At 62.6% G+C, this 26,743-nt stretch carries 24 protein-coding genes and 2 pseudogenes; 17 read left to right on the forward strand and 9 right to left on the reverse strand.

The window, feature by feature from the left end; genetic code table 11:
• Nucleotides 1-19: 19 nt before the first annotated feature.
• Nucleotides 20-583, reverse strand: a complete 564-nt coding sequence (locus ACFJIU_RS09565; RefSeq protein ID WP_379070435.1) for an HdeD family acid-resistance protein — start codon at nucleotides 581-583, stop codon at nucleotides 20-22.
• A gap of 171 nt (nucleotides 584-754) precedes the next feature.
• On the opposite strand from ACFJIU_RS09565, the gene ACFJIU_RS09570 reads away from it, so the two are divergent.
• From ACFJIU_RS09570 to ACFJIU_RS09580, 3 genes are all read left to right on the forward strand, one after another.
• Nucleotides 755-1,564 carry a MipA/OmpV family protein gene (locus tag ACFJIU_RS09570; RefSeq protein ID WP_379070437.1) on the forward strand — a complete coding sequence of 270 codons (810 nt, stop codon included), beginning with the start codon at nucleotides 755-757 and terminating at the stop codon, nucleotides 1,562-1,564.
• Between the two features lie 238 nt (nucleotides 1,565-1,802).
• Complete coding sequence (ileS, locus tag ACFJIU_RS09575; protein ID WP_379070438.1) at nucleotides 1,803-4,739, forward strand: isoleucine--tRNA ligase; 2,937 nt, start codon at nucleotides 1,803-1,805, stop codon at nucleotides 4,737-4,739.
• 194 nt (nucleotides 4,740-4,933) lie between these two features.
• Nucleotides 4,934-5,614, forward strand: coding sequence for a hypothetical protein (locus ACFJIU_RS09580; RefSeq protein WP_379070441.1), 681 nt, complete (start codon nucleotides 4,934-4,936; stop codon nucleotides 5,612-5,614).
• Nucleotides 5,615-5,775: 161 nt separating this feature from the next.
• Here ACFJIU_RS09580 and ACFJIU_RS09585 read toward each other — a convergent pair whose 3' ends face one another.
• Nucleotides 5,776-6,222 carry a nucleoside deaminase gene (locus tag ACFJIU_RS09585; RefSeq protein ID WP_379070444.1) on the reverse strand — a complete coding sequence of 149 codons (447 nt, stop codon included), beginning with the start codon at nucleotides 6,220-6,222 and terminating at the stop codon, nucleotides 5,776-5,778.
• A 234-nt stretch (nucleotides 6,223-6,456) separates the two neighbouring features.
• Between ACFJIU_RS09585 and ACFJIU_RS09590 the strand changes: the two genes are divergently transcribed.
• The 5 genes and pseudogenes from ACFJIU_RS09590 to ACFJIU_RS09610 all read left to right on the forward strand — a co-directional run.
• Nucleotides 6,457-8,544: a pseudouridine synthase gene (locus tag ACFJIU_RS09590; protein WP_379070447.1), complete on the forward strand. Its 2,088-nt coding sequence runs from the start codon at nucleotides 6,457-6,459 to the stop codon at nucleotides 8,542-8,544.
• Nucleotides 8,544-9,098 (forward strand): 16S rRNA (guanine(966)-N(2))-methyltransferase RsmD, encoded by a 555-nt coding sequence (gene rsmD / locus ACFJIU_RS09595; protein ID WP_379070450.1) that lies wholly within the window; start codon nucleotides 8,544-8,546, stop codon nucleotides 9,096-9,098. Before ACFJIU_RS09590 ends, rsmD begins: the two co-directional genes overlap by 1 nt.
• 113 nt (nucleotides 9,099-9,211) lie before the next feature.
• Complete coding sequence (locus tag ACFJIU_RS09600; protein ID WP_379070453.1) at nucleotides 9,212-10,639, forward strand: M16 family metallopeptidase; 1,428 nt, start codon at nucleotides 9,212-9,214, stop codon at nucleotides 10,637-10,639.
• Between the two features lie 3 nt (nucleotides 10,640-10,642).
• Nucleotides 10,643-11,986: a M16 family metallopeptidase gene (locus tag ACFJIU_RS09605; protein ID WP_379070455.1), complete on the forward strand. Its 1,344-nt coding sequence runs from the start codon at nucleotides 10,643-10,645 to the stop codon at nucleotides 11,984-11,986.
• Nucleotides 11,983-12,804, forward strand: a pseudogene (locus ACFJIU_RS09610) (patatin-like phospholipase family protein); the annotation flags it as partial. The gene ACFJIU_RS09605 and the pseudogene ACFJIU_RS09610, both read left to right, overlap by 4 nt.
• Nucleotides 12,805-12,842: 38 nt before the next feature.
• On the opposite strand, the gene ACFJIU_RS09615 reads toward ACFJIU_RS09610, so the two are convergent.
• The 3 genes from ACFJIU_RS09615 to ACFJIU_RS09625 form a co-directional block, all read right to left on the reverse strand.
• Nucleotides 12,843-13,259 carry a VOC family protein gene (locus ACFJIU_RS09615; RefSeq protein WP_379070458.1) on the reverse strand — a complete coding sequence of 139 codons (417 nt, stop codon included), beginning with the start codon at nucleotides 13,257-13,259 and terminating at the stop codon, nucleotides 12,843-12,845.
• Between the two features lie 99 nt (nucleotides 13,260-13,358).
• Nucleotides 13,359-13,724, reverse strand: a complete 366-nt coding sequence (locus tag ACFJIU_RS09620; protein ID WP_379070461.1) for a hypothetical protein — start codon at nucleotides 13,722-13,724, stop codon at nucleotides 13,359-13,361.
• 2 nt (nucleotides 13,725-13,726) lie between these two features.
• Complete coding sequence (locus ACFJIU_RS09625; protein ID WP_379070463.1) at nucleotides 13,727-14,572, reverse strand: NAD(P)-dependent oxidoreductase; 846 nt, start codon at nucleotides 14,570-14,572, stop codon at nucleotides 13,727-13,729.
• 164 nt (nucleotides 14,573-14,736) lie between these two features.
• Between ACFJIU_RS09625 and ACFJIU_RS09630 the strand changes: the two genes are divergently transcribed.
• The 7 genes and pseudogenes from ACFJIU_RS09630 to lpxK all read left to right on the forward strand — a co-directional run bounded on the left by ACFJIU_RS09630 (nucleotide 14,737) and on the right by lpxK (nucleotide 20,762).
• Complete coding sequence (locus ACFJIU_RS09630) at nucleotides 14,737-15,063, forward strand: winged helix-turn-helix transcriptional regulator (protein ID WP_379070466.1); 327 nt, start codon at nucleotides 14,737-14,739, stop codon at nucleotides 15,061-15,063.
• 103 nt (nucleotides 15,064-15,166) lie between these two features.
• Nucleotides 15,167-16,510, forward strand: coding sequence for a TldD/PmbA family protein (locus ACFJIU_RS09635; protein WP_379070469.1), 1,344 nt, complete (start codon nucleotides 15,167-15,169; stop codon nucleotides 16,508-16,510).
• Nucleotides 16,497-17,303, forward strand: coding sequence for a 3'(2'),5'-bisphosphate nucleotidase CysQ (locus ACFJIU_RS09640; protein ID WP_379070472.1), 807 nt, complete (start codon nucleotides 16,497-16,499; stop codon nucleotides 17,301-17,303). Before ACFJIU_RS09635 ends, ACFJIU_RS09640 begins: the two co-directional genes overlap by 14 nt.
• Before the next feature lie 74 nt (nucleotides 17,304-17,377).
• Nucleotides 17,378-17,623, forward strand: a complete 246-nt coding sequence (locus ACFJIU_RS09645) for a DUF4170 domain-containing protein (RefSeq protein WP_379070474.1) — start codon at nucleotides 17,378-17,380, stop codon at nucleotides 17,621-17,623.
• Nucleotides 17,624-17,625: 2 nt separating this feature from the next.
• Nucleotides 17,626-18,417 (forward strand): lysophospholipid acyltransferase family protein, encoded by a 792-nt coding sequence (locus tag ACFJIU_RS09650; protein WP_379073029.1) that lies wholly within the window; start codon nucleotides 17,626-17,628, stop codon nucleotides 18,415-18,417.
• Nucleotides 18,414-19,731 (forward strand): annotated as a pseudogene (gene waaA / locus ACFJIU_RS09655) (lipid IV(A) 3-deoxy-D-manno-octulosonic acid transferase). Before ACFJIU_RS09650 ends, waaA begins: the two are co-directional and overlap by 4 nt.
• Before the next feature lie 2 nt (nucleotides 19,732-19,733).
• Entirely contained in the window at nucleotides 19,734-20,762 is a 1,029-nt protein-coding gene (gene lpxK, locus ACFJIU_RS09660; protein ID WP_379070477.1) for a tetraacyldisaccharide 4'-kinase, read from the forward strand.
• A 30-nt stretch (nucleotides 20,763-20,792) separates the two neighbouring features.
• On the opposite strand, the gene ACFJIU_RS09665 is transcribed toward lpxK, so the two are convergent.
• The gene (locus ACFJIU_RS09665) at nucleotides 20,793-21,026 is read right to left on the reverse strand and encodes a DUF2093 domain-containing protein (protein ID WP_379070480.1); all 234 of its coding nucleotides are present in this window, start codon (nucleotides 21,024-21,026) and stop codon (nucleotides 20,793-20,795) included.
• A 148-nt stretch (nucleotides 21,027-21,174) separates the two neighbouring features.
• Here ACFJIU_RS09665 and ACFJIU_RS09670 point away from each other — a divergent pair, with 148 nt between their 5' ends.
• Nucleotides 21,175-21,783, forward strand: coding sequence for a hypothetical protein (locus ACFJIU_RS09670; protein WP_379070484.1), 609 nt, complete (start codon nucleotides 21,175-21,177; stop codon nucleotides 21,781-21,783).
• 40 nt (nucleotides 21,784-21,823) lie between these two features.
• Here ACFJIU_RS09670 and ACFJIU_RS09675 read toward each other — a convergent pair whose 3' ends face one another.
• A complete protein-coding gene (locus ACFJIU_RS09675) occupies nucleotides 21,824-22,750 on the reverse strand; it encodes a LysR substrate-binding domain-containing protein (RefSeq protein WP_379070487.1) in 927 nt (308 codons plus the stop codon).
• A 93-nt stretch (nucleotides 22,751-22,843) separates the two neighbouring features.
• Between ACFJIU_RS09675 and ACFJIU_RS09680 the strand changes: the two genes are divergently transcribed.
• Nucleotides 22,844-23,737 (forward strand): DMT family transporter, encoded by an 894-nt coding sequence (locus tag ACFJIU_RS09680; RefSeq protein WP_379073030.1) that lies wholly within the window; start codon nucleotides 22,844-22,846, stop codon nucleotides 23,735-23,737.
• A 13-nt stretch (nucleotides 23,738-23,750) separates the two neighbouring features.
• Here ACFJIU_RS09680 and mutL read toward each other — a convergent pair whose 3' ends face one another.
• The gene (gene mutL, locus ACFJIU_RS09685; RefSeq protein ID WP_379070490.1) at nucleotides 23,751-25,595 is read right to left on the reverse strand and encodes a DNA mismatch repair endonuclease MutL; all 1,845 of its coding nucleotides are present in this window, start codon (nucleotides 25,593-25,595) and stop codon (nucleotides 23,751-23,753) included.
• A 117-nt stretch (nucleotides 25,596-25,712) separates the two neighbouring features.
• Nucleotides 25,713-26,648, reverse strand: coding sequence for a metallophosphoesterase (locus ACFJIU_RS09690; protein WP_379070493.1), 936 nt, complete (start codon nucleotides 26,646-26,648; stop codon nucleotides 25,713-25,715).
• Between the last annotated feature and the right edge of the window lie 95 nt (nucleotides 26,649-26,743).

Raw genomic sequence — 26,743 nt, forward strand, 5'->3', positions numbered from 1 at the left:
CGGACGATAGTCGATCGGGCTAGGTCCTGCTGCTCTTCAGGGCCAAACCAAAGGCGATGTAGGTCCAGCCCTGGAAGACCAGGTCGATCGCCAGGAACAGGCCGAGTACCCAGAGGCTGTTGACTGGCCATTGCAGTGCAATCAGAAGTCCCGCCAGTGCCGTGATGACACCACCGGCGATGATCCAGCCCGAACCCTTCTCGGCTCGATGCTGATAGCCGATCGAGGCGCGGATCAGGCCTGCGGCCACCAGCGCTATTGCCAGCAGCAGGGTGAAGACGGTGGAAGCGAGCAGTGGATTGTAGAAGGCGAAGAAGCCGGCCACCGCATAGAGCAGGCCACTGAGCAGCCAGTAGAAGAAGCGCCCCCACGTCTTTACGCCGAAGGCGTGGATGATTTCGATGGCGCCGGCCATCAACATCAGCCAGCCCACGAAATAGACCGATGCTACGGTGGCGATGAACAGGTTGCCGAAGGCGATGCCGCCAAAGACCAGCAACAGAACGCCGAGTGCCACGAACCATCCCCATTTGGAGCGGGCTTCGCCGATCACATTCTTCAGTTCGTCCGTGGGCAGGGTCATGGCCGTCCTCTCCAAGGTTGTGCCTGTCACAGAGCGGACGATAACGCCGTGCCAATATGACGTCCAGTGACGGGGCCGAAACCGAATGTGTTTGAGAAACGGGGATTTAAATCAAATTTTACCAAGAGGCCCGCATAGACAACGCAACGGTGAGTTGTGCATGGTGTTGTGATGAGTCCTGCAAAGTCCCTCCCGGCGGCTATCGCCGCTGTCGTTTTTTTTGCGCCGGCCAGCGCGCGCGCCGAAGGTGACTTCTTCGGCTGGATACGCGGTGACTGGTATCTCGAGGTCGGCGTCACCGGTCTGGTCGCTCCGAACTTCGAAGGCGGCAAGAAATATCTGCTTGGTGCCGAGCCGATCATCTCGCTTGGCAAGGCGGGCGGCGACACGAAATTTTCGTCCCGTAACGACAACATTTCGCTCGGCCTCTACGACAACGGCAATTTCCGCGCCGGTTTGAACGGCAAGCTCCTGTTGCGCCGCGACAGCGACACGCAGGGGCTGGAAGGGCTGGATCCGGTACGCTGGGGCGGCGAAGTCGGCGGGTTCGCCGAATTTTACCCGCTCGATTGGCTGCGCGTGCGTGGTGAGGTCCGGCAGGGGTTCCGTGCGCATCACGGTGTCGTCGCCGATTTTGCCGCCGACGCCTTTTATGACGTCACCCCGGAAGTGCGTATTTCCGGCGGTCCGCGCATGTCGTTTGCTTCAGCCAGCTATTTCGATGCCTATTATGGCGTCAATGCTGCTGAATCCGCGGCCACCGGCCTTGCCGAATACAAGCCGGGTGGCGGCCTGAAATCGGTCGGCGTCGGCGGTGCCGTTACCTGGAAGGTGACCGATCCCATCACTGCGAGCCTGTTTGGTGAGTATAGCCGACTGACAGGTCCGGCGGCCGATTCCAGCCTGGTCAGGCAGAATGGCTCGAAGGATCAGTTCACCTTCGGCATTTCGACCAGCTATCGCTTCGACTTCAAGCTTTAGCCAAATACGGCAGCGAAGCGCTTTATTCCTGTGCGCTTATCCGTTAAAAGCGCGGCCATGACAGCTTTCTCGCGCCTTCGCGGCATCGCGATACGAATTAGTGGCCCGGTGTTCCGGACGGCCTGAGGTCGTCGGAGCCGCCGGGACTTTTTGCGCGGGCAACCCTCGCGCTTTTTCCAGAACATGCTAGTTCCAACGCTCGAGGCTCGTGCCGACGGGCAACGCATATGGCAGATCGATGAACGACAAAGCTGAAACCCTCGACTATTCGAAGACCCTTTATCTGCCGCAGACGGAATTCCCGATGCGCGCCGGCTTGCCGGAAAGGGAGCCGGTGCTGGTCAAGCGCTGGCAGGACATGGACCTCTACAAGCGCCTGCGCGAAACCGCTGCCGGCCGCCCGAAATATGTGCTGCACGACGGTCCTCCCTACGCCAACGGCAACATCCATATCGGGCATGCGCTGAACAAGATCCTGAAGGACATCATCGTCCGCTCGTTCCAGATGCGCGGTTTCGACTCCAACTATGTGCCGGGCTGGGACTGCCATGGTCTGCCGATCGAATGGAAGATCGAGGAAGAGAATTACCGTTCCAAAGGCAAATCCAAGCCGGATCTGACACAGCCGGCTGCGATGGTGGCATTCCGCCAGGAATGTCGCGCCTATGCCGAAAAGTGGATCAAGGTGCAGGGCGATGAATTCCAGCGCCTCGGCGTGGTCGGCGATTTCGACAACCCGTATACGACCATGGCCTACCACGCGGAAGCGCGCATCGCCGGCGAATTGCTGAAATTCGCGGCAAGCGACCAGCTCTATCGCGGCTCCAAGCCTGTGATGTGGTCGGTGGTGGAACGCACTGCGCTGGCCGAAGCCGAGATCGAATACCAGGACTATGAGAGCGACACGATCTGGGTGAAGTTCCCGGTCAACGGCGCAGCCGGCGAGTTTGCCGGTGCGCAAGTCGTCATCTGGACAACCACGCCCTGGACGATTCCGGGGAACCGCGCCGTCGCCTATTCGCCGCGTGTCGCTTACGGTCTCTACGAGGTCACGGCGGCGGAGAACGAGTTCGGCCCGCAGCCGGGCGAGAAGCTGATCTTTGCCGATGCGCTTGCCGAGGATTCTGCGGCAAAGGCGAAAGTGGCCATGAAGCGGCTCGCCAACGTTCCCGCGGAAGAGCTTGGCAAATATACGCTTTCTCATCCGTTGAAGGGGCTGGGCGGCGGCTATGACTTCGTCGTGCCGATGGTCGCCGGCGACCACGTCACCGACGATGCCGGTACCGGCTTCGTGCACACGGCCCCCAGCCATGGCCGCGAAGACTTCGAGGCCTGGATGGATGCTGCGCCGGAGCTGCGCAAGCAAGGCATCGACGTCGCGATCCCGTTCCCGGTCGATGACGCCGGCTTCTACACCAAGGACGCGCCGGGTTTTGGTCCGGACCGCGAGGGCGGCCCTGCGCGCGTTATCGACGACAACGGCAAGAAGGGCGACGCCAACAAGGCCGTCATTGAGGCGCTGATCGCGGTGAATGCGCTGTTCGCACGCGGACGTCTGAAGCACCAATATCCGCATTCGTGGCGTTCGAAGAAGCCGATCATCTTCCGTAACACGCCGCAGTGGTTCGTCTATATGGACAAGGAACTCGACGATGGCAGCACGCTGCGCAGCCGGGCGCTGAAGGCGATCGATGACACGCGTTTTGTTCCGGCCGCCGGCCAGACGCGCCTGCGTTCCATGATCGAGGAGCGCCCCGACTGGGTGCTGTCGCGCCAGCGTGCCTGGGGCGTGCCGATCGCCGTCTTCGCCGACGTCGACGGCAATGTGCTGAAGGACGAGGCGGTCAATGCCCGTATCGTCGAGGCCTTCGAGACGGAAGGGGCGGATGCCTGGTTCGCCGAAGGCGCACGCGAGCGCTTCCTGGGTTCGCGCGCCAATGAGCCGTGGACGCAGGTGATGGACATCCTGGACGTCTGGTTCGATTCCGGTTCGACCCACACGTTCACGCTGGAGGACCGTCCCGACCTGAAATGGCCGGCCGACGTCTATCTTGAAGGTTCCGACCAGCACCGGGGCTGGTTCCATTCCTCGCTGCTGGAAAGCTGCGGCACGAGGGGCAGGGCGCCCTACGATACGGTCGTCACCCATGGCTTCACCATGGACGAGGAAGGCCGCAAGATGTCGAAATCGCTCGGCAACACCGTTGTGCCGCAGGATGTCATCAAGCAGTCCGGCGCCGACATCCTGCGCCTGTGGGTGGCAACGACCGATTATTGGGAGGACCAGCGGCTCGGCAAGACCATTCTGCAGACCAACATCGATGCCTATCGCAAGCTGCGCAACACCATCCGCTGGATGCTGGGCACGCTGGCGCATGATGACGGCGCTGAAGTGCCGCTTGCCGAAATGCCGGAACTGGAGCGGCTGATGCTGCACCGGCTGGCCGAACTCGACGAACTGGTGCGTTCGGGCTTTGACGCCTTTGAGTTCAAGCGCATCACGCGCGCGCTGCTAGACTTCATGGTTGTCGAGCTCTCGGCCTTCTATTTCGACATCCGCAAGGACGCGCTCTACTGCGACGCGCCTTCCAGCGTGAAGCGCAAGGCATCCGTGCAGGTGGTGCGCTATCTGTTCGACTGCCTGGTGAAGTGGCTGGCGCCGCTTTTGCCCTTCACCACGGAAGAGGCCTGGCTGGACCGTAACCCGCAAGCCGAATCGCTGCATCTGGAGCAGATGCCGGCAGTGCCTTCCGCCTGGCGCAACGACGCGCTGGCCGAGAAATGGCGCAAGGTGCGGCAAGTGCGCAGCGTTGTTACGGGCGCTCTGGAACTGGAACGCGCGAAGAAGACCATCGGCTCTTCGCTGGAAGCGGTGCCGGTCGTTTATCTCGGCGATGCTAGCCTGGAAGCGGCGCTTGCTGGTATCGACCTGGCCGAGATCAGCATCACGTCTGACCTCGTCATTTCGCATGATGCTGCCCCTGCCGATGCTTTCGCACTGCGTGAAGTGCCCGGGGTCGCGGTCGTCATCGCCAAGGCGGAAGATCGCGGTCTGGTCAAATGCGCGCGTTCGTGGCGGTACACTGCCGATGTCGGCTCCGACGCGGCCTATCCGGACGTATCGGCGCGTGACGCGGCAGCCTTGCGGGAAATGAAGGCGCTCGGCCGTTTTTAGGGTGTTGGAGGTGTTGCAATGCCGGTGGTAGTACAGCTGCCGGCGTTGCCCTTAACCCGGCGTTGAGGTAAAGACGCGAAATTCCGACGAACAACAATGACAAACTATCGCCGGATTCCCGTTGAATGAGCGCATAGCGTTTTCATTTCCGGGCCACCGGGGCTGGCCAGAGGTCGAGAGTGACAAAAATCAGCATGACCGAAAGACACCGCGCGCGTGCGCTGGTTCTGGTGCCGCTCATGGTGTCCGGCTTTGCGCTGGCTGGCTGCGTCGGTTCGCCGACCTACGGTACAGGCACGCCGGCGGGCGAACAGTTGCTTGGCGACGTCTCGAACGCGATCTCGCTGCAGCCGCCAAAGCGCGATGCCATCGACTATAAACCGCGTGCGACGCTGGTGAAGCCGAAGCCGGGTACGAAGGAAGCGCTGCCGGCACCGCAGGACTCCATCACGCAGACCGCAAGCGGCGAATGGCCGGAATCGCCGGAACAGCGCCGGGCGCGCCTGCGGGCTGAGGCGACTGCCAACGAAAACAATCCGAATTACGAACCAGGCATCGTTGGCGACGATGTTCAGACCGATCCGGTTGCCGTGCGCAAGGCGATGGCCGAATCGGGTTCAAGCCACCCGCCAGCTCCCGACAGCGGTCAGGCCGTTTCCCGCCGCGCGGAAGTGGCGAAGCGCGTGGCTGCAAGCCAGCAGAGCACGCCGACCACCCGCCGTTTCCTGACGGATCCGCCGGTGGTTTACCGCACGGCTGCCGATAGCGCTCCGCAGGGCGATCTGGGTGAGGACGAATACAAGAAGGAACGGCGCCTGAAAAAGGAAGCCCAGGCCAAGAGCGGCAAGTCAGGCTGGTTCGACTGGTGGAATTAGGCCGCTGAAAGGCTTTTGAAACACGACGCCGCTGCCTTGCAGCGGCGTTTTTCGTTGAGGCAGCGTTTCTAGAGCGTTTCCCTTTTCACGAAAACGCTCTAACTCTTTGTTTTTACGTAATTCCGATCGGAAAACCGCTACACGCTTTTCCTGGAGTTGCTCTAGCGGCGATCCCGGAAGAAGTCTTTGAGCATGGCTGAGGATTGCGTTTCGGCGAACCCTGCGTAGACATCCGGAACATGATGGCAGGTGGGAGCTGAGAAGAAGCGCGGTCCATTGACGATTGCGCCGCCTTTTTCGTCGGCAGCGCCGAAATAGAGCCGACGCAGCCGGGCGAACGAGATCGCGCCCGCGCACATGACGCAAGGTTCCAGGGTTACGTAGAGATCGTGGTCTGTCAGCCTTTCACTGGCAAGTCTCCGGCAGGCTTCGCGGATTGCCAGGATTTCCGCGTGCGCGGTCGGGTCCGACAGTTCCCGGGTGCGATTGCCTGCGGCGGCAACAATCGTATTGCCCTGCACGACGACCGCGCCGACCGGCACTTCACCGCGCGCTGCGGCAGCCTCGGCTTCTTTTAGCGCGACTGCCATGAAATCCGGTCGTTTCACGCTGTTTCGGCTCCTTGATGGGCTTAGAATAGTCCTCGCCACCCGGCGGCGATCCTGTTATCTAGCGCGCGACTTCGAAAACCGATATCGATTTTCGAACCGGATCACGCGCACAACAGAAGCGTCAAAGCGTCCTGACGCGTCGTTTCCGACGCGCGACGCCGTGACCGTGCGACGAATTAAGGGAATAGGGCGGAATGCCGATTGCATTCCAGCTCTGGTGAGCAAGGCAAGATGGACGACAAAGACAACAAGCCGCCGCGTTCGCGTGGTCCCAGAACAGACGGTCCGCGCGGCCGCGAGCCCGGTAAGGGTGGAAAGCCTGGCTTTGGCAAGAAGCCGTTTACCAAGCGTTTTGACGGCGACAAGGCCACAGGCGAGCGGCCCCGTGGCGACTTCAAGCCGGGCGGCGGCAAGCCGTGGCAGAAGCGGGAGGATGGCGGCAAGCGGCCTTTTGAGAAAGGCGCACGTGGCGAAGGCAAGCCTTTCGTCAAGCGCGATGGCCCGCGCAAACCCTACACGCTGCGCGAAGACCGTTCAGCGGAAGGCGAGAGGCCGAGGCGCGATTTCGCGGATCGTCCTCGCAGCGCGCGCTCGGAAGGTGACTTCCGGCAAGATCGCAAGCCATACGAGAAGCGCGAAGGCGGTGGTTCCTACGGCAAGCGGCCCTTCGAGCAAGGCGCGCGCGGCGAAGGCAAGCCTTTCGTCAAGCGCGACGGCCCGCGCAAACCCTATGCGCCACGCGAGGACAGGTCGGCCGATGCCGAGCGCCCTAAGCGCGACTTTGGTGGCGACCGACCGCGCGGTCCGCGGCCTGAGGGCGGCTTTCGTCCAGATCGCAAGCCCTTTGAAAAACGCGATGGCTCGGGCAATCAACGTCCCGGTCGCTTCGAACGCGGTGAGCGCAAATTCGAAGGCGAACGGTCTGAGCGTCGCTTCGACAAGGAAGCGGGAGAACGCCGTTTCGAGCGCCCGAAGCACGAGTTCGACGGCGAACGCAAGCCGTTCCAGAAGCGCGAAGGGGGCGCATCCAAGCGGCCCTTCGACAAGGGACCACGCCGCGAAGCTGCCGCGCGCTCCCATGCTTCGGTCGAAGTCGTCGAGAACGGCGAGCGCATAGCCAAGCGGCTTGCGCGCGCCGGCATCGCGTCGCGACGTGACGCCGAGGAGCTGATCGCTGCCGGCCGCGTCAGGGTCAACGGCCAGATACTGACGTCACCGGCCTTCAACGTTTCGCCGGACGACGTCATCCATCTCGATGGCACCGAAATTCCACCGATCGAGCGCACTCGCCTGTTCCTGTTCCACAAACCGGCCGGCGTGGTCACCACCAACCGTGATCCGGAAGGTCGCAAGACCGTCTTTGATGTGCTGCCGGCCGAGTTGCCGCGGCTGATGACCATCGGCCGCCTCGATATCAACACCGAGGGCCTGCTGCTGCTTACCAATGACGGCGGGTTGTCGCGCGTGCTGGAGTTGCCTGCCACAGGCTGGCTCCGCCGCTACCGCGTGCGCGTGCACGGCAAGGTCGAGGAACAGGCGCTGGCCGATCTCAGGGACGGCATCGCGGTCGACGGTGTTTTCTATGGCGCCATTGAGGCTTCCCTGGAGCGTACGCAAGGCACCAATGCCTGGCTGACCATCGGCCTGCGCGAAGGTAAGAATCGCGAGGTCAAGAACATCCTCGGCGCGCTTGGCCTTGAGGTGACGCGGCTGATCCGCGTTTCCTATGGTCCGTTCCAGCTCGGCGAATTGCCGGAAGGCCACGTGCAGGAGATCAAGGGCCGCACGCTGCGTGAACAGCTGGGCGAAACCCTGATCGAGGAAGCCGGCGCCAACTTCGACGCCGATATCACGATGCCTTTCTCGAACAAGCCGGTGCGCCGCACCGAGCCGCGTCCCGAAGAGAAACCGCGGCCCAGGCCGCTGCGTGATGGCGACCACCGGCCGGCCGGTGAGGGTGGCTTGATCAAAGCGCGCAAACGGCGCGAAGGCAGTCGAGACGAGGCGCTCGGCAAGCTCTCGACCAAGCCTGACCGTGGAGGCTTCGGCGATCGTGGCGGCTTCGCCAAGGGTGGCGCCGGCAAAGGCTTCGGCGAGCGTGGCCCGAAGAAGGGCGAGCGCGAGCAACGGCCGATAGATCCGCCCGGCCAGCGCCGCGCCAATGTCTGGATGGCACCTGGCGCGAGACCGCAGGGTGCCAAGGCGGAGCGATCGGAAAAGCCGGGTACTGGCAAGGGTGCTTCGCGTGGTCGCTCCTTTGACGACAAGGGCGGTGCTCCGCGCGGCAAGGGACCTGGCAAAGGCCCACGGTCGCGCTGATGCGGGTGGTCGGCGGTGAATTTCGCGGACGGCCGCTGGCGACACCGCGTGACCAGTCCATTCGCCCGACCACCGATCGCGCGCGGGAGGCATTGTTCAACGTACTGACGCATCGGTTTGGAGAGAAGCTGGAGGGGGCACGCGTTCTCGACCTCTTCGCCGGTACCGGTGCGCTCGGTATCGAGGCGCTGTCACGCGGTGCCTCTTATGCGGTTTTCATCGAGGAATCGGCGGAAGGGCGTGGATTGATCCGCTCCAATGTCGAGGCCTTCGGTCTTACCGGCCGTACCAAGATTTTCCGTCGCGATGCCACCAAACTCGGCGAGGCCGGGACGATGGGGCCGTTCGGCCTGCTGTTCGCGGATCCGCCTTATGGCAAAGGCCTGGGCGAGCAGGCGCTGCAATCCGCACGCGCTGGCGGCTGGTTGGTGCCGGGCGCGCTTTGCGTGGTCGAGGAGACGGCCGCAGCCTCTTTCCAGCCGGGGCCAGGGTTTTCTGTGATCGACGAACGCAACTACGGCGAAACCGTCATTCGCTTCATCGAGGCCACCTGACTGGACCTTTTCGCGCTCTGGCCTGACTTCGGCCCATATTTGCAGCAAGACGGGCAGGAGGATACTGGGAGAATCGGCGAAGACGCATGGTTGCAGATGAAACGGAGCGGTCGATGGGAATTCGCAAAGATTGGCCGCGCCGCATGCTGCTTGCAGCATCGCCGGAGCGTTTCCGTTTTTCACGGAAACGCGAAAACGCTCTGCGCATTTTTGCTGGAATTGCTCTGAGTGTCCTGACGGCAACATCGGCACTGGCTGAGCAGGCGCCTCCCGAAGGTACGATCAGCCAGTTCACGCTGGGCAACGGCATGCAGGTGGTGGTCATTCCCGATCATCGCGCGCCGATCGTGACCCACATGGTGTGGTACAAGATCGGCAGTGCCGACGAACCGCCGGGAAAGTCCGGTATCGCGCACTTCTTCGAACATTTGATGTTCAAGGCCACCAGCAATCATCCCGCCGGTGCGCTCGACCAGGCCGTCGCCGATATAGGCGGCAACGACAACGCCTTCACGTCCTACGATTTCACTGCTTTCCACGAGACGGTGCCGCCATCGGCGCTTGGCCAGATGATGGGTTTCGAGGCTGATCGCATGCGCAACCTCGTGTTGAGCGACGAAGCCGTGACCACGGAGCGCGACGTCATCATGGAAGAGCGCCGCTCGCGTATCGACAATGATCCGCAGGCGCAGCTCGACGAAGCGGTCAACGCCACGCTTTATATGAACCAGCCCTATCGTATCCCTGTGATCGGCTGGATGCAGGAAATCGAGCAGCTCAACCGTGTCGACGCCAAGGCGTTTTATGACCGCTACTACGCGCCGAACAATGCTGTCCTGGTCATTGCCGGTGATGTCGAGCCTGAAGCCGTGCGCAAGCTGGCGGAGGAGAATTACGGCAAGGTGCCACGTGGGCCGGACCTGGCGCCTCGCATCCGCCCCAAGGAGCCGGAGAAGACGACGGCTCGTTCGGTGACGCTCGCCGACGCGCGCGTCAGCGTGCCGAATTTTTCCATGCAATGGGTTGTGCCGTCCTACAACACAGCCAAACCGGGCGAGGCGGAAGCGCTTGACCTGCTGGGCGAGATCCTCGGCGGCGGCACGCGCAGCCGCCTCTACCAGGAACTTGTCGTGAAGCAAGGCATCGCGGCCAGTGTTGGTGCCGGATTCCAGGGCCGGGCTCTGGATGACACGGTCTTCGCCGCGTATGCCACACCGCGCGGAACCGCCAGGCTGACCGAGGTCGAGAAGGCCGTTGGCGTGGAAATCGAAAAGATCGCGCGCGAAGGCGTCAACGCAGACGAACTGGAGCGGGCAAAGAACCGTTTCATCCGCTCGATGATCTTTGCCCGTGACCGGCAGGATTCAATGGCCAACATCTATGGCAGCGTGTTGACCACGGGTGGCACGGTCAAGGATGTCGAAGAATGGCCGGAGCGCGTCCGCAAGGTGGGTGCCGAAGAGGTCAAGGCGGCAGCTCAGCGCTATCTGGTCCTCGACAAGGTTGTGACGGGCTACCTCCTGCCCAAGGCGGAGAACTGATTGATGCCGGTATATGCCACCACGACTAATTTGACGATCCGGCTGTTGCTTGGGTTGATCTTCCTGGTCTTGCCGGTGTTCACGGCGTCGGCTGCCATGAACATCCAGGAGGTGAAGTCCGACAAGGGCATCACCGCCTGGCTGGTCGAGGACTACACCGTACCGATCGTGACCATGCGCTTTGTTTTCGACGGCGGCGCCAGCCAGGACCCTGTCGGCAAGGAGGGGACGGCCAATCTGATGGCCGGCCTGTTCGATGAAGGGGCAGGTGATCTCGACAGCGATGCCTTCCAGATCAAGCTCGACGACGTCGGCGCGGAAATGAGTTTCGAAGAGACCCGTGACGGTTTCTACGGCACGATGCGCATGCTGGCAGAGAAGCGGGATGATGCGCTCGGCCTGCTGAAACTGGCGATCGAAGAGCCGCGTTTCGATCCTGCGCCGGTGGAGCGCATTCGGGCGCAGATCATTTCCGGCATCGAGTCGAACGCCCGCAATCCCGAAACCATTGCCCAGGCGAAATGGCGCAAGGCACTCTATGGCGATCATCCTTATGCCAATCCTGAAAACGGCACCAAGGAAACCGTGGCGGCGATCACCCGGGACGACCTGCGCGCTTTCCACAAGGCGATGTTCGGGCGCGACGGTTTGCATGTCGCCGTCGTCGGCGCGATCGATGCTGAAACATTGAAGCGCAAGCTCGACGAAATCTTCGGCGGTCTTCCGGAAAAGCAGCAATTGCGGCCGCTTGTCGATGTCGATCTGAAGCTTGGCCAGACCGTCGAAGTCAATTACGACCAGCCGCAGACATCGTTGCAGTGGGCTTTCCCGGGCGTTGCCCGCGATGCACCGGACTTTTATGCCGCTGCGCTGCTCAATGAGATACTGGGTGGCCAGGCCTACACCTCGCGGCTTTACCAGGAAGTGCGGGAGAAGCGGGGGCTCGCCTATGGCGTCTCCTCGTCGCTGGTCGATCGCCGCCATTCGGCGCTGCTGACCGTTGGCACGGCTACACGCTCGGACCGGGCCTCTGAAACCTTGAAGATCGTGCGGGATGTGGTGCAGCGCCTGGCGACGGACGGACCGACCGATCAGGAACTGGCGGCTGTGAAAAAGAACCTCATAGGCGCCTATGCCATCAACAACCTGGATTCATCGAGCTCGATCGCCAACACCCTGGTGGAACTGCAACTCGACAGGCTGGGCATTGACTACATCCAGCGTCGTGCGGCCTATATCAATGGCGTGACGCTTGACGAGGTGAAGGCCGTGGCCAAGAAACTGTTGTCGGTCGATCCGGCGATCCTGGTGGTCGGGCCTGCGCTTGCCACGGGGGGCAAAGGGTGAGCCCGTCCTTTTCCATCGCATTCGGCGGTGGCGGCGCGCGCGGCTTGGCGCATATCCATGTCATCGAGGCGCTGGACGAACTCGGCATCAAGCCCGTGGCGATCGCCGGTTCCTCGATCGGCGCGCTGGTGGGGGCAGGTTTTGCCTCGGGCATGAGCGGCCGTGACATCCACGACTATGCGCGCTCCATACTCGGCACCCGTGCCCAGGTGGCGAGTCGTATGTGGCGTGCGCGCCCAGGCACCTTGGCCGAGGCGATGGAAGGCGGTTTTCGCTTCGGTCAGTTCAATGTCGAACGCATCCTCAAGGCTTTCCTCCCGGAAGTCGTGCCGGCCAGCTTCGAAGAGCTGAAGATTCCGCTCAAGGTGACAGCGACCGACTATTTCGGTCACAAACTGGCGGTGTTCGACAGCGGCGAACTGCATTCGGCACTCGCCGCCTCGGCGGCGATCCCGGCGGTGTTCCGGCCAGTCATGCGCGACGGCCGCATGCTGATTGACGGCGGCATCTACAATCCCGTGCCGTTCGACCTGGTCGAAGGGGCTGCCGACATCACCATCGCGGTCGATGTCGTCGGCGGCCCGGAAGAGGGCAGCAAGAGACCGACTTCCATCGACCTTATGTTTGGTGCGACGCAACTGCTGATGCAGTCGATCATCGCGAACAAGCTGACACAGTGCCGCCCCGATATCCTGATCCGCCCGCCGGTTTCGCGCTTCCGCGTTCTCGACTTCATGAAGATCGACGCCGTGATGGCGGAAACGGAGGCGGTGAAGGACGAGGTGAAACGCGCTGTCGAAGCCGCGCTGGAGTCGCGGCTGGAGTTCGCAGGGGTAGCGTCGCTCTTTGCCCGGGTTCAGTGTGCGAATACCTGCTCCATCGAACGGAAGCCCTTGAATTCGAGGGCATTACCGGAAGGGTCGCGGATGAACAGCGTGGCCTGTTCGCCCGGCTGGCCCTTGAAGCGTACCATCGGTCGCTCGAGCCAGTCGATGTCGTCGCGTGCCTCGAGCCGGGCGGCGAGCTTTTCCCACTCGTCCATCAATAGCACTGCGCCGAAATGCGGAATCGGCACTGCTACCCCTTCGACGGCACCGTCGCGTTGCGCGAGAGCCGTACCGGGGCGCAGATGCGCCGACATCTGGTGACCGTAGAGATCGAAGTCGACCCAGGTCTCCGAAGAGCGTCCGATGCGGCAGCCGAGCACTTCACCGTAGAAGGTCCGTGTCTCATTCAGATCGCGAACGGGAAAGGCGAGGTGAAAGGGTGTCATGGTTGGATCTTTCGCGTCTGGGCCAGGAGGATTCAAACACAACCACATGCGCGAGCCCGTCGTAAACATCGACTTTTCTCGTGCCGACCCGAGCTCGCGCTAAACTGTCGCCAACGGTCCGAAGAAGCCGATGATACGGGTTATGCGCCTTTGGCCAGGATCGAGGAAGGCGATGTCCAGACCTTCGGGAAACGACGAACCATCCGGCAGAGCGAACCTCCAGGCGAAACGCGCAACGCCATGGTGAACATCCACGTCACTTGTGCGGATGATGTGGGCACCCGGATATCTCGCCTGGATTCCCGCTATATGGGCAAGCAGTTCTTCTGCACCGGTCGCATGGACGGTTGGATCCGAATAGGTGGCGCCATCATTCCAGACCGACAGCAACAATGTGCGGCGTCTTTGCGCATCCTGGTCCGACCAGGATGCGCAATATGTATCGATGAGATGCGTCAGGGACATTGCTATCCGGCCTTTCCCATGAACTGCGACAGTGCGGCGAAATCGTCATGCAGGTGGCCTGCGGCAATCGCCCGCCGGAAGATGGCATCATAACCATCGACCAGGGTGCGGTCGATCTTGCGCACTTCCATCAACTCCACGAGATGCTGGAACGCGCTGTAGTGGGGAGAGATCGACGAAAGCGTCTCGCTGTCCGCTGCCAGCCGGCCCGCGTCGGTGCGTCTGATAAGGTCCGTGACGAGACCTTCGACGACTGGGGCGGTTGCTGTCCATTGCAGTGCCAATTCGCTGAGCTCGATGTTTTCGGCTCGGCACACCGCCATGGATTGCAGCGCGCCGAACAGCGATCCCCACATCAGTGCAAGCAATGCGCTGTCCAGTGCGTTTGCCAGTCCGAGATCGTCGCCGACATGCTGGACATTGCCGCCCAACGCCTGAAGCATGTCCCTGTTTTGCTCGAAGGCCTGTCGTGGCCCGGAGACCAGGATGGTGCCGTGCTTCGTGCCGATGAAATCCGGCGTGGCCATGATCGCACCGTCGAGATAGGTGACGCCGTGATCTGTTGCCCATCCGCCGGCTTCGCGTGCGCCGTGCGGCGTGCCGGACGTCAGTTCCATCACCAGCTTGCCGCGAAGAGCCGGGGCGACCTCGCCGCGCAGCAATGCAGCGGTTGCGGGATAGTCGGTGACGTTGACGATGATGATCTCGCTCGCCTCGACAGCATCCAGCACAGACGCTGCAACGGTAGCACCGGCGACGGCGACCGCTGCAGTCCTTTCGATGGTCCTGTTCCAGGCCGTCGTGCGGTGACCGGCCTTCAAAAGTGCACGGACGAGCGCGGTTCCCATGCGTCCGGTTCCCAAAACAGTGATTGCAGGCTTCATAACGACACTCCATATCGATCGGCTGAAACGGACGGCTTCTTGCCGTTGGCCGAGAACTATGAGGCGGATGCGGTAAGGCCAATACGCACGGAAACGTAAGTGCTTACGCCCTGGTAAGGAGAATGGAGATGAGCAGGCCTGTGGAGAATGGCTTCTCGATCGCGATGAAGCTGGTCGCAGGGAAGTGGAAGATCGATATCCTGTGCGCGCTTTCCACGGCGCCGCGCAGGTTCGGTCGGCTACGTCATTCCATTCCCGACATCAGCGAAAAGATGCTGGCACAGCAATTGCGTGAAATGGAGGCCGATGGGCTTGTCAAAAGGCAGGCCTATCCGGGATTGCCCGCCAAGGTCGTCTATTCGCTGACGGAAAGCGGCGCAGCGCTCTGCGCAGGCGCGGAAGGCTTGTGCCGCTGGAGTGAACAGTTCCCGGGCCGTGCCGAGGCTCAGGCATAGCTGCGGCGGATTGGCTTTCGGCATTGCGCAGACCCGACGGGGACAATAGATGGTGCTACGGCGCCCGCGCAAAGGCGCGGTCGCGGAAAAGCAGGAAATCAGCATGGCCGATACGCTCGACACTTCGAAATTGACCGATCGCGTCGCTGCGCTCGTTGACGCCGCAAGGAAGGCTGGCGCCGATGCAGCGGATGCCGTCGTGGTGCTCGGCCGCTCCACGAGTGTTTCGGTTCGGCTCGGCAAGGTGGAAAACACCAACGCGTCGGAAAGCGAAGACGTGTCGTTGCGCGTTTTCGTCGGCAATCGTGTCGCCTCCGTTTCCGCGACCGCCGCCTCGGATCCAAAGTCGCTGGCCGAAAGAGCGGTGGCGATGGCGAAGGTCTCTCCCGAAGACCCGTATCAAGGGCTCGCGGATCCCTCGCTGCTCGCGAGCGGAACGAACGATCTCGACCTTTTCGACAACAGGCAAATTTCCGCCGACCGGTTGCGCGAGGATGCTCTTGCCGCCGAGGAGGCGGCTCTTGCGGTCAAAGGCGTGACCAATTCCGGTGGCAGCGCTGCCGGCGCCGGCATGGGCGGACTGGTACTCGCCACATCGCACGGATTTCTTGGCCAGTATGCCGCCACGCGGTTTTCTCGCTCCGCCAGCGTTATCGCGGGCGAGGGTACCGGCATGGAGCGGGACTATGATTATTCGTCCCGACTGCATTTTGCCGACCTCGATGATCCGGAGGCGATCGGCCGCAGTGCTGGTGAACGGGCTGTCAAGCGCATCGGTGCACGCAAGGTTCCGACCGGCACCGTCACGGTCGTGTTCGATCCGCGCGTAGCGCGTGGTATCGCCGGTCATCTCGCAGGTGCCATCAACGGCGCTTCGGTGGCGCGCAAAACCTCGTTCCTGCGCGATATGATGGGCAAGCAGGTGGCTTCGGCCGCCATAACGGTGACTGACGAGCCGTTGCGCCGGCGTGGTCAGGCTTCGCGTCCTTTCGACGGCGAGGGTGTCGGTGGTGAAAAGCTCCTGATGGTCGACAAGGGCGTGCTCAATCACTGGTTCCTGTCGACCTCGGCGGCGCGCGAACTCGGCCTCACCACCAATGGCCGCGGCGCGCGCAGCGGGTCGCAGGTTTCGCCCTCATCCACCAACCTCGCCATCGAACCGGGTGATCGCTCGCCCGAGGAATTGATCGGGGCCTTGAAGACCGGCTTCTATGTCACGGAAGTGTTCGGCCAGGGCGTCAACATGGTGACCGGCGAATACAGCCGCGGCGCCTCCGGTTTCTGGATCGAGAACGGCGAACTCACCTATCCGGTCTCCGAGGTGACGATCGCCTCGAACCTCAAGACGATGTTCCTCGGGCTCGTGCCGGCCAATGACCTCGACCGCGAATACGGCACTGCTGCGCCGACGTTGCTCATCGAAGGAATAACCCTTGCCGGAAGTTGATGCAGCGAGCCTCGCCGGCGCGGATGAAGACCTTGCCTTGTTGCGTGATGCTGCGCGCGAAGCCGGCGTGATCGCGCTGCGCTATTTTGGCAAGAACCCGGAAGTCTGGATGAAGGGTGGCACGTCTCCGGTGAGCGAGGCCGACTATGCGGCCGACACCTATCTGCGCAACACGCTGCTGGCGGCCCGGCCGGACTATGGCTGGCTGTCGGAAGAAACGGCTGACGGTCCGGAGCGACTGACGGCGCGCCGTGTCTTCGTCGTCGATCCGATCGATGGAACGCGCGGCTTTCTCGATGGCCTGAAATTCTGGTGTGTCAGCGTCGCGGTGGTCGAAGATGGCAAGCCGATCGCCGGCGTACTCGAATGTCCGGCGGCGCACGAAACCTATTGGGCGACACCCGGTGGCGGTGCCTTCCTCAACGGCGAGCGCATCAAGGTTCGCAACACGCCCGCCATTGCTGAACTGGGTGGGCCAAAAGCCTTGCAGGACCTGGTGCCGGAGCCCTGGCAAGGAAGGCTGAAGCGCACAAGCTATATCCCTTCCCTGGCGTATCGGCTGGCGATGATTGCAAAGGGCAGTCTTGACGCGACTTTCGTCAAGCCGAATGCCCATGATTGGGATATTGCTGCCGCCGAGCTCATCCTGCGTGAAGCAGGCGGGCGGCTGATCGACAGCCAGGGGACCACGCCCGCCTTTGGCAAGGAGAAGGTCAGCCACGGCGCGCTGGCCGCAGGAAGCGGCGAAATGCTTGCCATGATGGCGGGCGTGATTTCCAGCCACGCCGGCTGAGGCGTTTCATAGGTTTCAAAATTGGCGGCTTTGGTCTAGACCAAGCACCAAATCACATGATGTGAAGGACGGACATGACCGGGGAAGACGGAAAGAAACAGCTTTTGCACCTGGTGTTCGGTGGCGAACTGACGGCGCTCGGCGGCAGCGAGTTCCGCGATCTCGACGCACTCGACATCGTCGGCATCTATCCCGACTATCAGTCGGCGCTGAACGCCTGGAAGTCCAAGGCGCAGGCCAGCGTCGACAACGCGCATATGCGCTATTTCGTCGTGCACCTGCATCGCCTGCTCGACCCGCAGGGCCAGGCCAGCGCGTGACGATGGAAGAACAGGTGGCGAAACCGCAGGCCGACCAGCCCGCGGCCGAACGGAAACGCTCCAACAGCGCGCTGAAACCGCTGTGGAAAAAGGTGCGTGAGCCGCTTGCCCAGTCGCGTTTCGTCAAAGGCCTGATCGTCAGCCTGTTCACGCTGGCGATGCGCTTCATCCGGCTTACCAATCCGCGTCTCGCCCAATCCGCCAGGTTCAGCGACAAGGAATATGAAGGCATCGAGCCGGGTATCATCGCGCTCTGGCACGGCCAGCACATCCTGATGCCGGCTTTCTACCCTTCGAAGCGTGGACTGGTCGCCATGGTGTCGCGCAGTGCCGATGCCGAGATCAACGCGGAGGTCATTGAACGTTTCGGTATCGAGACCGTGCGCGGGTCGGGTGGCCGGGCGGATGCCCGCCACGTTGACAAGGGTGGCGCCAAAGCGCTGATCGGGCTCAAGAAATCGCTGATGGCCGGCAAGAATGTCTGCATGATCGCCGATATTCCACACGGTACACCGCGTGATGCCGGACTCGGCGTCATCCTGCTCGCCAAACTGTCGGGCCGCCCGATCATCCCGGCAGCACTTGCCACCAGCCGCCGCAAGGTGCTGGAGAAGAGCTGGGACAAGACCACCATCAACCTGCCGTTTGGCCGTTCGGCGATCGCGGCAGGCGAGCCCATCTTCGTGGCGAGCAATGCCGACGAGGCCGAGATGGAGCGCAAGCGTGTCGAACTCACCGACGCGCTGAATGCTGTGACCGCCAAGGCCTACCATATGGTGGATGCGCCACGATGAGCGAGCGCTGGGCCCGGGTGATGCTTTCGCTCTACCGCGCAGCCGGTTCGGCCGCTTATCCGCTTGCCGGTCCCTATGTCGCCTGGCGCGCCTCGAAGGGCAAGGAGGACCGCGCCCGCAGCCGTGAACGCTACGGCGTTGCCAGCCAGGAACGACCGGACGGGCCGCTGATCTGGGTACACGCGGCAAGCGTCGGTGAAACAAATGCAGTGGTGCCGCTGGTGCGCTCGATCCTCGACTACGGCGTCACCGTCGTGCTGACGACCGGCACCGTAACGTCGGCCAAGCTGGTGGCGGAGCGGCTGGGTGACCGCGTCATCCATCAATATGTGCCGCTAGATCTGAGGCCGGCGGTGAGCCGTTTCCTCAATCACTGGCATCCCGACCTCGTCATCATCGCCGAGTCCGAGATCTGGCCGAACACCATCCTGGAGCTCGGCGCGCGCAGCGTGCCGCAGGTGCTGGTCAACGGGCGGCTTTCCGATCGTTCCTTCGCTTCGTGGAAGAAACGTTCCAACATCGCCGAGGCCCTGTTCGAGAACCTTGCCCATGTGGTCGCTCAATCGGAAGTCGATGGCGAGCGTTTCCGGGCCCTCGGTGCGCGACCGGTAACGGTTTCCGGCAACCTCAAGGTCGACACGCCGCCACCGCCGGTGAACGCGGGTGAATTGGCCTTGCTCAGCCGACAGATCAACGGGCGCCCGACATGGGCCGCCATCTCCACCCACGATGGTGAGGAAATCATTGCCGCAGAGGTGCACAAGACGTTGGCCTCACGGCACCCAGGGCCTGCTTACCATTGTCGTGCCGCGCCACCCGGATCGCGCCGAGGCGCTTGTCGAAACATTTGCCGGCATGGGGCTTGCCGTTGCTCGGCGCAGCCTGGACGACCAGATCACGCCCGATGTCGACATCCTGCTGGGCGACACGATCGGCGAGATGGGGCTTTATCTCAGGCTTACCGAGATCGCCTTCGTCGGCCGTTCGCTGACGTCGGAAGGCGGCCAGAACCCACTCGAGCCGGCCATGCTGGAGACAGCAGTCCTTGCCGGCCGCAATGTGCAGAATTTCCGCGACTCCTATCAGAGACTGCTGGACGCTGGCGCCGCCAAGCTGGTGCGGGATCGCCCGATGCTGGCCGGTGCCGTCAACTTCCTGCTCTCCAATGAAAGCGCGCGCCGCGAGATGATGGCGGCGGGTGCCGCGACCGTCGAGCAGATGCGCGGTGCGCTGGCCACGACGCAGAGAGCGCTTGAGCCCTATATCCAGCCGCTTGTCGTCAAGGCCCGTCTCAAGGTGGCGGGAGGCCGCTGAGCATGGCGAGCGAAGCGCCGCCGTTCTGGTGGGAAAAACCGGACTGGCGCGCCCATCTGCTTTCACCCGTCTCCTGGATTTACGGCGCGGTTGCCGGTCGCCGCATGCGTTCGGCGAAACGGGAAAAGATCGACGTACCAGTGCTTTGCGTCGGAAATTTCACGGTGGGCGGCTCCGGCAAGACGCCGGTCGCGATTGCGCTCGCAAGGCATGCGAAACAGCAGGGCCTGAAACCGGGTTTCCTGTCTCGCGGCCATGGCGGCTCCTTTGGCGAGCCGCATATCGTCGATCCGCATCACGATGCAGCCAAACATGTCGGCGACGAGCCGCTGCTTCTGGCCGAGCATGCCCCGGTGGCGGTGTCGCCGAACCGCGCAGCCGGCGCCCGTATGCTGATCGACAAGGAAGGCTGCGACTTCCTCATCATGGACGACGGCTTCCAGAGCGCGCGCATCCATATCGATTTTGCGCTTGTCGTGGTCGACGCCCGCTACGGCATCGGCAATGGTCGTGTCATTCCGGGCGGGCCGCTGCGCGCGCCGGTGCTCACGCAACTTCTCTACGCGGATGCGCTGCTCAGAATGGGGGATGGTGCCGCTGCCGACGCCGTGGTGCGGCAGGCTGCACGTGCCGGTAAACCGATCTTTGCCGCTCGTGCCCGGCCGAGTGACGCCAAGATGCTCGTCGGGAGACGTCTGCTCGCCTTCGCCGGCATCGGCCATCCGGAGAAATTCTACGACACCGTGGCGGAAGCTGGCGGCAAGGTGGCGCTCAGCCGTTCATTCCCCGATCATCACGTCTACGCCGAGGACGAACTGGTCGAATTGCTCTCGACCGCCAAAGCTGCGGATCTCGGGCTTGTCACCACGGCCAAGGACGCCGCGCGCCTGCGCCATGGCGCCCTCCCGTCAGGATTCCTGGAAACGCTCAGCGTACTTGAAATCGAAACGGTGTTCGAGCCGGACCACACGCCGCAGCGCATTGTCGATGAGACCCTCGAAGCGTGGCGCAGGCGGCGGATCAACGGCTAGCTTCTTCTCTCCTGCTGTAAAGATGCCTTATCAGCTCCGCTTGCGCAAATCCGGGTTGGATTCGATTTCGCGCTGCAGGGAAGCGGCGGCGCTGACATAAGGCTCCTGCCGTGCCACGCTCCAGTACTTCAATTCGTCGAGAGCGATGCTCTCGCCGGTTACGGCGCAGCGCACGAAGGCGCCCGGGCTGGTAACCTGGAAATCGCCGTCCAGGTAGCGGATGCGGGCTTCCCGGCCACCGGGACCCTCGAAACGGTTCATCATCGCGATCGACCTGTGCTCGAACGGCCAAGCTTGTTGACAGCTCCTGACCTCGAGCGTTTCCGCCACAAAATAGAGGCAAGGTCAAGCAGGGGCCAGCTTCACACAACGCAGACGGCTTATTGTCGGGCGAAATGACGCTTGGATCATCATGGTCGCTGCCATCTCTCGCCTCGCTTCCCTGCTCAAGCAGGCAACGGCCGGCGATGTGCCGTTGCCGACGGCCAAGCCGGATCCAGCCAAAACAGAGTTGATCAGGACGCTGGTGGTGCCTCGCGTGCCACTCGGCGCGGAGCCGATGCCGTCGCTCGCGCCACCCCTGGTCGTGCCGACGAAGGCTGCCATGGCACAAAAGGAGGCGTCATCGCAGATCATCCAGGCGTATCGCGCGGCGCTCGATCTGGAAGAAATCGCGCCAGCCTCGATCAATCAGCGGTCATCATGGGTGAGGGGAGCCGGTACCGAGGCGGAAACAGCCGCTCGTGCCCCGTCGGCCCAGCCGGCAGGTCCGGATGGAACGCTTTCCGGCGCCCGCGTCCCCTCGGTACCCGGCTACGTGCCCGTCTTGCCTCTTGCGGCAATCGCCCGGCAGATCGAAGGGGACGAAGCGAGCACGCGCAAGCGGCGGCCGGTCCATGCGTCGGCGACGCGCGGAAGGTCGGGAGAGACCTCGTTGGAAACGGTGGTCAGCGCTCGCGCGATTGCCTTTGGCCTCGCAGCATTCGCATTGCTGTTGCTGATCGTTCTCCTGGTGTTTTAGAGCGGACGGGGCATCTCGTCTCGATCCATCACACTTGCTATCAGCGGTCCGCGTCCAGAAAACTGTGCAGCCGTTCACGGGGCACGCTGGCTGCATTGGAGATACGCCGGGCAAGTTCCACAGCCGCTGTGCGGGGTTTTCCGGCGGGCCGGTCGAGCCAATAGGATACCGGGTTCAAGGCTGTCCGCTTGTCGACCGCCACGACGCGTCCGGCTGCGACCTGGCCTTCGGCGAGAGGCGGCCGGGCCAGGGCGACGCCGAGCCCATAGGCGGCGGCATCCAGAACGAGGTTGTAGTCTTCGAAGCGTCGATCCTGCGGGCGGGGGCGATAGTCGACGCCTTGCTCACCGAACCACGCGCGCCAACCCGAGGCATCGGAATCGTGGATCAGGGGGTATTTCAGCAGCCGCGCGGCATCGCCGGTACCGATCTCTGTCGCCAGTTCCGGCGAGGCGATCGGAAACATGTGTTCCTCGAAAAGCTGCATCGCTATGCGCTCGGGGACGCGCCCGCGGCCACAGCGGATGGAAAGGTCTATGCCTTCGTCGGCGAGGTCGATCTGGCGGTTATCGACATCGAGTACGATCCTGATTTTCGGGTCGCCGCTTTCCAGCCTTGCCATGCGCGGCATCAACCAGAGCCCGCTGATCGAAGGAATGGTCGCCAGTCGCACCACCGCCGTGCCTCTCGGCTCGACCCATCGATCGGAATTGGAGGCGATCAGCGCAAAAGCCTCGCTGGTGCGCAGATGCAGCCGATTGCCCTCGATGGTCAATGAAACGCCACGTGCTCCACGTTCGAACAGCTTCAGCCCGAACCAGTCCTCCAGCCGCGCGATCTGACGGCTGACCGCGCCATGGGTGAGGTTGAGCTTGTCGGCTGCCCCAGAGAAACTCCCTGTTTTTGCCGCCGCGTCAAAGGCCCGCAGGGTTTCGAGTGGCGGCAGTATGTCCAAGCTGTGATCCATGCTCACAGCTCATCCTCGATTTCGTCGTTTGTCAATCACATCGGAAAGGCGTTTTCTGCCATCGTGGCCAAGAGTTGGCGCGGAGACAGGATGATGAGTGCACAGATGAGCATGGCGAATTCGGAACAGCGCACGGATGTCACGGCGATGCTGGCGGTGGCGCTCACCGTGGTCGGCTGGGCTTCCGCCTTTCCGGCGATCCGCGCCGGTCTCGCAGCCTTCGGGCCGCTGGAGCTTGGAGCGCTGCGTTTTGCGATCGCCGCCGTGCCCGCCGCGATCTTCCTCGCCATCAAGCGCCCCGCATTGCCCAAACTCAACGAACTGTGGCGGTTCGCCGTCGGCGGCGCAATTTTCGTCGCGCTTTACACGGCGATGCTGAACATCGGCGAGACCACGGTTTCTGCTGGTTCAGCCGCTTTCATCATCAATGTCAGCCCGATCTTCACGGCGATCATGGCGATGTTCGTGCTTGGCGAGCGCTTCCCGGTGCTGGCCTGGGTTGGCACTTTCGTTTCCTTCGCCGGCATTGGTGTCATCGCCATGGGCGAAGGTAACGGGCTGACGTTCAACACCGGTGCATTGCTGATCCTCGGCTCGGCGCTGTGTTCGTCGGTCAACACGATCGTGCAGAAGCCGTTGTTTTCAAGGCACCATCCGCTGACGGTCTCGGCGTGGAACATGGTGCTCGGGGCTTTGTGCCTGGCGCCCTTCTTCCCGGAAAGTCTCGTCCAGGCTTCACACGCGGACAGGGCGGGCCTCACCGCGGTGATCTATCTCGGCCTCATTCCGAGTTTCATATCCTATGCGGCCTGGGCGACGGCCTTGTCGCGCCTGCCGGCAGCACGCGCCTCGAACTATCTCTATCTGGTTTCACCGGTGGCGACGGCGATCGGCTTCGCCTGGCTCGGCGAGGTGCCCACGACACTTGGCATCATCGGCGGCGTGCTCGCGCTTGGAGGCGTGATCATCGTCAACATGAAACGCTGAAGCCGAAGCCGGGTTATCGCCGGCCGAACAGCCGCTCGATGTCGGCAAGCTTGAGCTCGATATAGGTCGGGCGACCATGGTTGCAGGTGCCTGATCCGGGTGTTGCTTCCATCTGGCGCAGCAAGGCGTTCATTTCGTCAGGCTTGAGCAGGCGGCCAGAGCGCACCGAACCATGGCAAGCCATGGTGGCGGCGATGTGATGGAGGCGTTCCGTCAGCGTTTCGGTGGTGTCGTTGTCGGCGATTTCGTCGGCAAGGTCGCGGACAAGCTGCTGCACGTCGGTCTCGCCCAGCATCGACGGTGTTTCGCGCACGGCGATGGCGCCCGGGCCGAAACGCTCGACGCCAAGACCGAAACGCTTCAGCGTCTCGGCATGCGATGACAGCCGTTCGGCGTCGTCTTCGGGCAGGTCGACGATTTCCGGCAGCAGCAGCATCTGCGCGGGCACAGGACGGGAATGCAGTGCATTCTTCAACGCTTCATAGACAAGCCGCTCATGCGCGGCATGCTGGTCGACGATGACAAGCGAATCCCGGGTCTGTGCAACGATGTAGTTCTCGTGCACCTGCGCGCGCGCAGCGCCCAGCGTAGCGCCGAGCAAGGTTTCTGTTGTCTCGACCTGGCTGGCGCGGGCATCGACGCTGACCGTCGCTCCGGTATCGAAGGCTGTCTGCTCATTTTCACGGAAGCCCATGTCGAGCGGACGTTGCGGCGAATGCGCTGCATCGAACCCAATCGGCCCGGAGGCGCGATAAGCCGCGTCGTAGCCACGATGGCCGTTGGCGGGGCCGCCGTGGCCGAAGCTTGCGGCACCAGGCCTGAAGGCGGCCATCATGCCGGCGGCGCCTGTGGTTGCCGCGCGCACACCAGCGCTCGTCAATGCTTCACGGATCGCACCGACGATCAGTCCGCGCACCAGACCAGGATCGCGGAAACGCACGTCGGCCTTCGCCGGATGGACGTTGACGTCTACAGTTGCAGGATCAAGCATCAGGAACAGCGCCACCACGGCGTGCCTGTCACGAGGCAGCACATCCATATAGGCGCCGCGGATGGCGCCGGCGATCAGCTTGTCGCGCACGGGGCGGCCGTTGACATAGGCGTACTGCTGCAGAGCGTTGGCGCGCGTGAAGGACGGAATCGAGACATGGCCCGTCAGCCGTACACCTTCGCGCATGGCGTCGACGGCAATCGAATTGTCCGGGAACTCGGAGCCCATCACTTGGGCAAGGCGGCGCAACTGCCCTTCCGGGCTGTCCTCCGTTGCCGGCAGCTCCAGCGTCGACCGATCTGCGCCAGCCAGCGTGAATCGCACCGCCGGGAAGGCAATCGCGATGCGCTTGATGACATCGCTGGTCGCCGAGCTTTCCGCGCGTTCGCCCTTCATGAATTTCAGCCGGGCAGGTGTGGCAAAGAACAGGTCGCGCACCTCCACCGTCGTGCCGCGGTTGGCTGCTGCGGGCCGTACGGACGCGACGCGCCCGCCCTCGATGCTGATCTCGGCGGCACTATCGCCTTGCGCCGTGCGCGAGCGGATCGACAGTCGCGCCACCGAACCGATCGAAGGCAATGCTTCGCCGCGGAAGCCGAGCGAGCGGATGTCGTTGATGTCGTCTGAAAGCTTGGATGTGCAGTGGCGGGCGACTGCCAGTGCCAGCTCGTGTTCGGGCATTCCGGCGCCGTCGTCGGTGACACGGATCAAATTCAACCCGCCTCCAGCCGTTACGATCTCGACACGGCCGGCACCGGCATCGAGCGCATTTTCCACCAGTTCCTTGACGACACTGGCAGGACGCTCGATGACCTCGCCAGCGGCGATCTGGTTGATCATCGTTTCGGAAAGTTGTCGGATGGGCATCGCCCGACTATAGCGGGATTCGTCAAGGCGGCGAATAACCGTGCCCGGCTATTTGATGCAAAGACCACAGGTGAAATCGGCGGAGATTTCCCGCCGATTTCAGGTGATCCGCCGGACTTAAGCGCTTTGGATTTTCAAGGAACGATTGTCCTCGCGCCCGAAGCCCCGAATCTCGATCCGATCACCGTAGACTTCGACGATCGAATAGGCGCTTGTGGCAGGAGTGTCGACCATGCCTTTGAAATTGAGGAAGTATTTGCCCTTGAGCTCGCCGAAGTTGCCGGCGTGGTTGTGGCCGTTAAAATAGGCGACCACATTGCCGGATCCGGTCAGCAGTTCCACGACGCGTTCGGAATCCCACATATTGTGCTCGTTCTCCGGATAGACCGGATAGTGACCCATGACGATCACCTTCTCATTCGCCGACTGTGCTGCCTTGATGGTCTTGCCGAGCCAGTCGAACTGTTCGTCGCTCAACGAGCCGTTCCAGGTCTGCGCGTTGACTGCGCCCTTTGCCTTCAGGTCCTCGAGCCGCCTGGCCGCTATCTCACGACGCGGATCGTCCTTCGGCGGTGCGAACAGGCTGACATCGTTGCCGTCGAGCACGATGAAACGGTAGCCGCCGCCTGCGAAATCATAATAGGCCTTTTCCATGCCGGCGGTGCGCACGACTGAGGTCAGGTACTCGGCAGCCACGTCATAGTCGTGATTGCCGAGCAGGAAGAAGCGCTCGTGCTTCAGCTTGTCGTAGAGCGGCAGGATATGCGCGTAGCTTTCCCAGTGCCGGTCGATGATGTCGCCCAGCGTCGCGACGAAACGCAGGTCCTCCTGATTGAAGGCTTCTATCGCTTCCGACAGTTTCCACAGGCTGTTCGAATAGTAGCGGTTGAGCTTGAGGTTCGGCACCACCGGTGCGTATTGCGGATCGGCGACGATACCGAATTTGAACAGCGGCGCGCCTTCGGCTGCTGCCGCATCGATGGTGAAACCTCCAAACGGTGCAAACATAGCGGCGGTGCCGCCTATCTTGAGGAGGTTGCGTCGGGTGATCATGAAAGCCTCTGCATTGTAAATTTCCAAGGCAGGGTAGGCAGGCTTGGTGACAGCGGCATGAAATCGAGCGTGGTTGTCGCCAGCCGCTGTCTATT

This window comes from Mesorhizobium sp. UC74_2, assembly GCF_042701485.1.
Lineage (GTDB): Bacteria > Pseudomonadota > Alphaproteobacteria > Rhizobiales > Rhizobiaceae > Mesorhizobium.

Bases quoted from the DNA above. Each gene is read 5' to 3' on its own strand.
- lpxK (WP_379070477.1), top strand. From the start codon at position 19,734: ATGGCGAGCGAAGCGCCGCCGTTCTGGTGGGAAAAACCGGACTGGCGC.
- ACFJIU_RS09645 (WP_379070474.1), top strand. From the start codon at position 17,378: ATGACCGGGGAAGACGGAAAGAAACAGCTTTTGCACCTGGTGTTCGGT.
- ACFJIU_RS09690 (WP_379070493.1), bottom strand. From the start codon at position 26,648: ATGATCACCCGACGCAACCTCCTCAAGATAGGCGGCACCGCCGCTATG.
- ileS (WP_379070438.1), top strand. From the start codon at position 1,803: ATGAACGACAAAGCTGAAACCCTCGACTATTCGAAGACCCTTTATCTG.
- ACFJIU_RS09665 (WP_379070480.1), bottom strand. From the start codon at position 21,026: ATGATGAACCGTTTCGAGGGTCCCGGTGGCCGGGAAGCCCGCATCCGC.
- ACFJIU_RS09600 (WP_379070453.1), top strand. From the start codon at position 9,212: ATGGGAATTCGCAAAGATTGGCCGCGCCGCATGCTGCTTGCAGCATCG.
- ACFJIU_RS09570 (WP_379070437.1), top strand. From the start codon at position 755: ATGAGTCCTGCAAAGTCCCTCCCGGCGGCTATCGCCGCTGTCGTTTTT.
- ACFJIU_RS09625 (WP_379070463.1), bottom strand. From the start codon at position 14,572: ATGGGAACCGCGCTCGTCCGTGCACTTTTGAAGGCCGGTCACCGCACG.
- ACFJIU_RS09675 (WP_379070487.1), bottom strand. From the start codon at position 22,750: ATGGATCACAGCTTGGACATACTGCCGCCACTCGAAACCCTGCGGGCC.
- ACFJIU_RS09565 (WP_379070435.1), bottom strand. From the start codon at position 583: ATGACCCTGCCCACGGACGAACTGAAGAATGTGATCGGCGAAGCCCGC.
- ACFJIU_RS09580 (WP_379070441.1), top strand. From the start codon at position 4,934: ATGACCGAAAGACACCGCGCGCGTGCGCTGGTTCTGGTGCCGCTCATG.
- ACFJIU_RS09650 (WP_379073029.1), top strand. From the start codon at position 17,626: ATGGAAGAACAGGTGGCGAAACCGCAGGCCGACCAGCCCGCGGCCGAA.
- ACFJIU_RS09635 (WP_379070469.1), top strand. From the start codon at position 15,167: ATGGCCGATACGCTCGACACTTCGAAATTGACCGATCGCGTCGCTGCG.
- ACFJIU_RS09680 (WP_379073030.1), top strand. From the start codon at position 22,844: ATGAGTGCACAGATGAGCATGGCGAATTCGGAACAGCGCACGGATGTC.
- ACFJIU_RS09615 (WP_379070458.1), bottom strand. From the start codon at position 13,259: ATGACACCCTTTCACCTCGCCTTTCCCGTTCGCGATCTGAATGAGACA.
- ACFJIU_RS09605 (WP_379070455.1), top strand. From the start codon at position 10,643: ATGCCGGTATATGCCACCACGACTAATTTGACGATCCGGCTGTTGCTT.
- ACFJIU_RS09670 (WP_379070484.1), top strand. From the start codon at position 21,175: ATGGTCGCTGCCATCTCTCGCCTCGCTTCCCTGCTCAAGCAGGCAACG.
- ACFJIU_RS09630 (WP_379070466.1), top strand. From the start codon at position 14,737: ATGAGCAGGCCTGTGGAGAATGGCTTCTCGATCGCGATGAAGCTGGTC.
- ACFJIU_RS09590 (WP_379070447.1), top strand. From the start codon at position 6,457: ATGGACGACAAAGACAACAAGCCGCCGCGTTCGCGTGGTCCCAGAACA.
- rsmD (WP_379070450.1), top strand. From the start codon at position 8,544: ATGCGGGTGGTCGGCGGTGAATTTCGCGGACGGCCGCTGGCGACACCG.
- mutL (WP_379070490.1), bottom strand. From the start codon at position 25,595: ATGCCCATCCGACAACTTTCCGAAACGATGATCAACCAGATCGCCGCT.
- ACFJIU_RS09620 (WP_379070461.1), bottom strand. From the start codon at position 13,724: ATGTCCCTGACGCATCTCATCGATACATATTGCGCATCCTGGTCGGAC.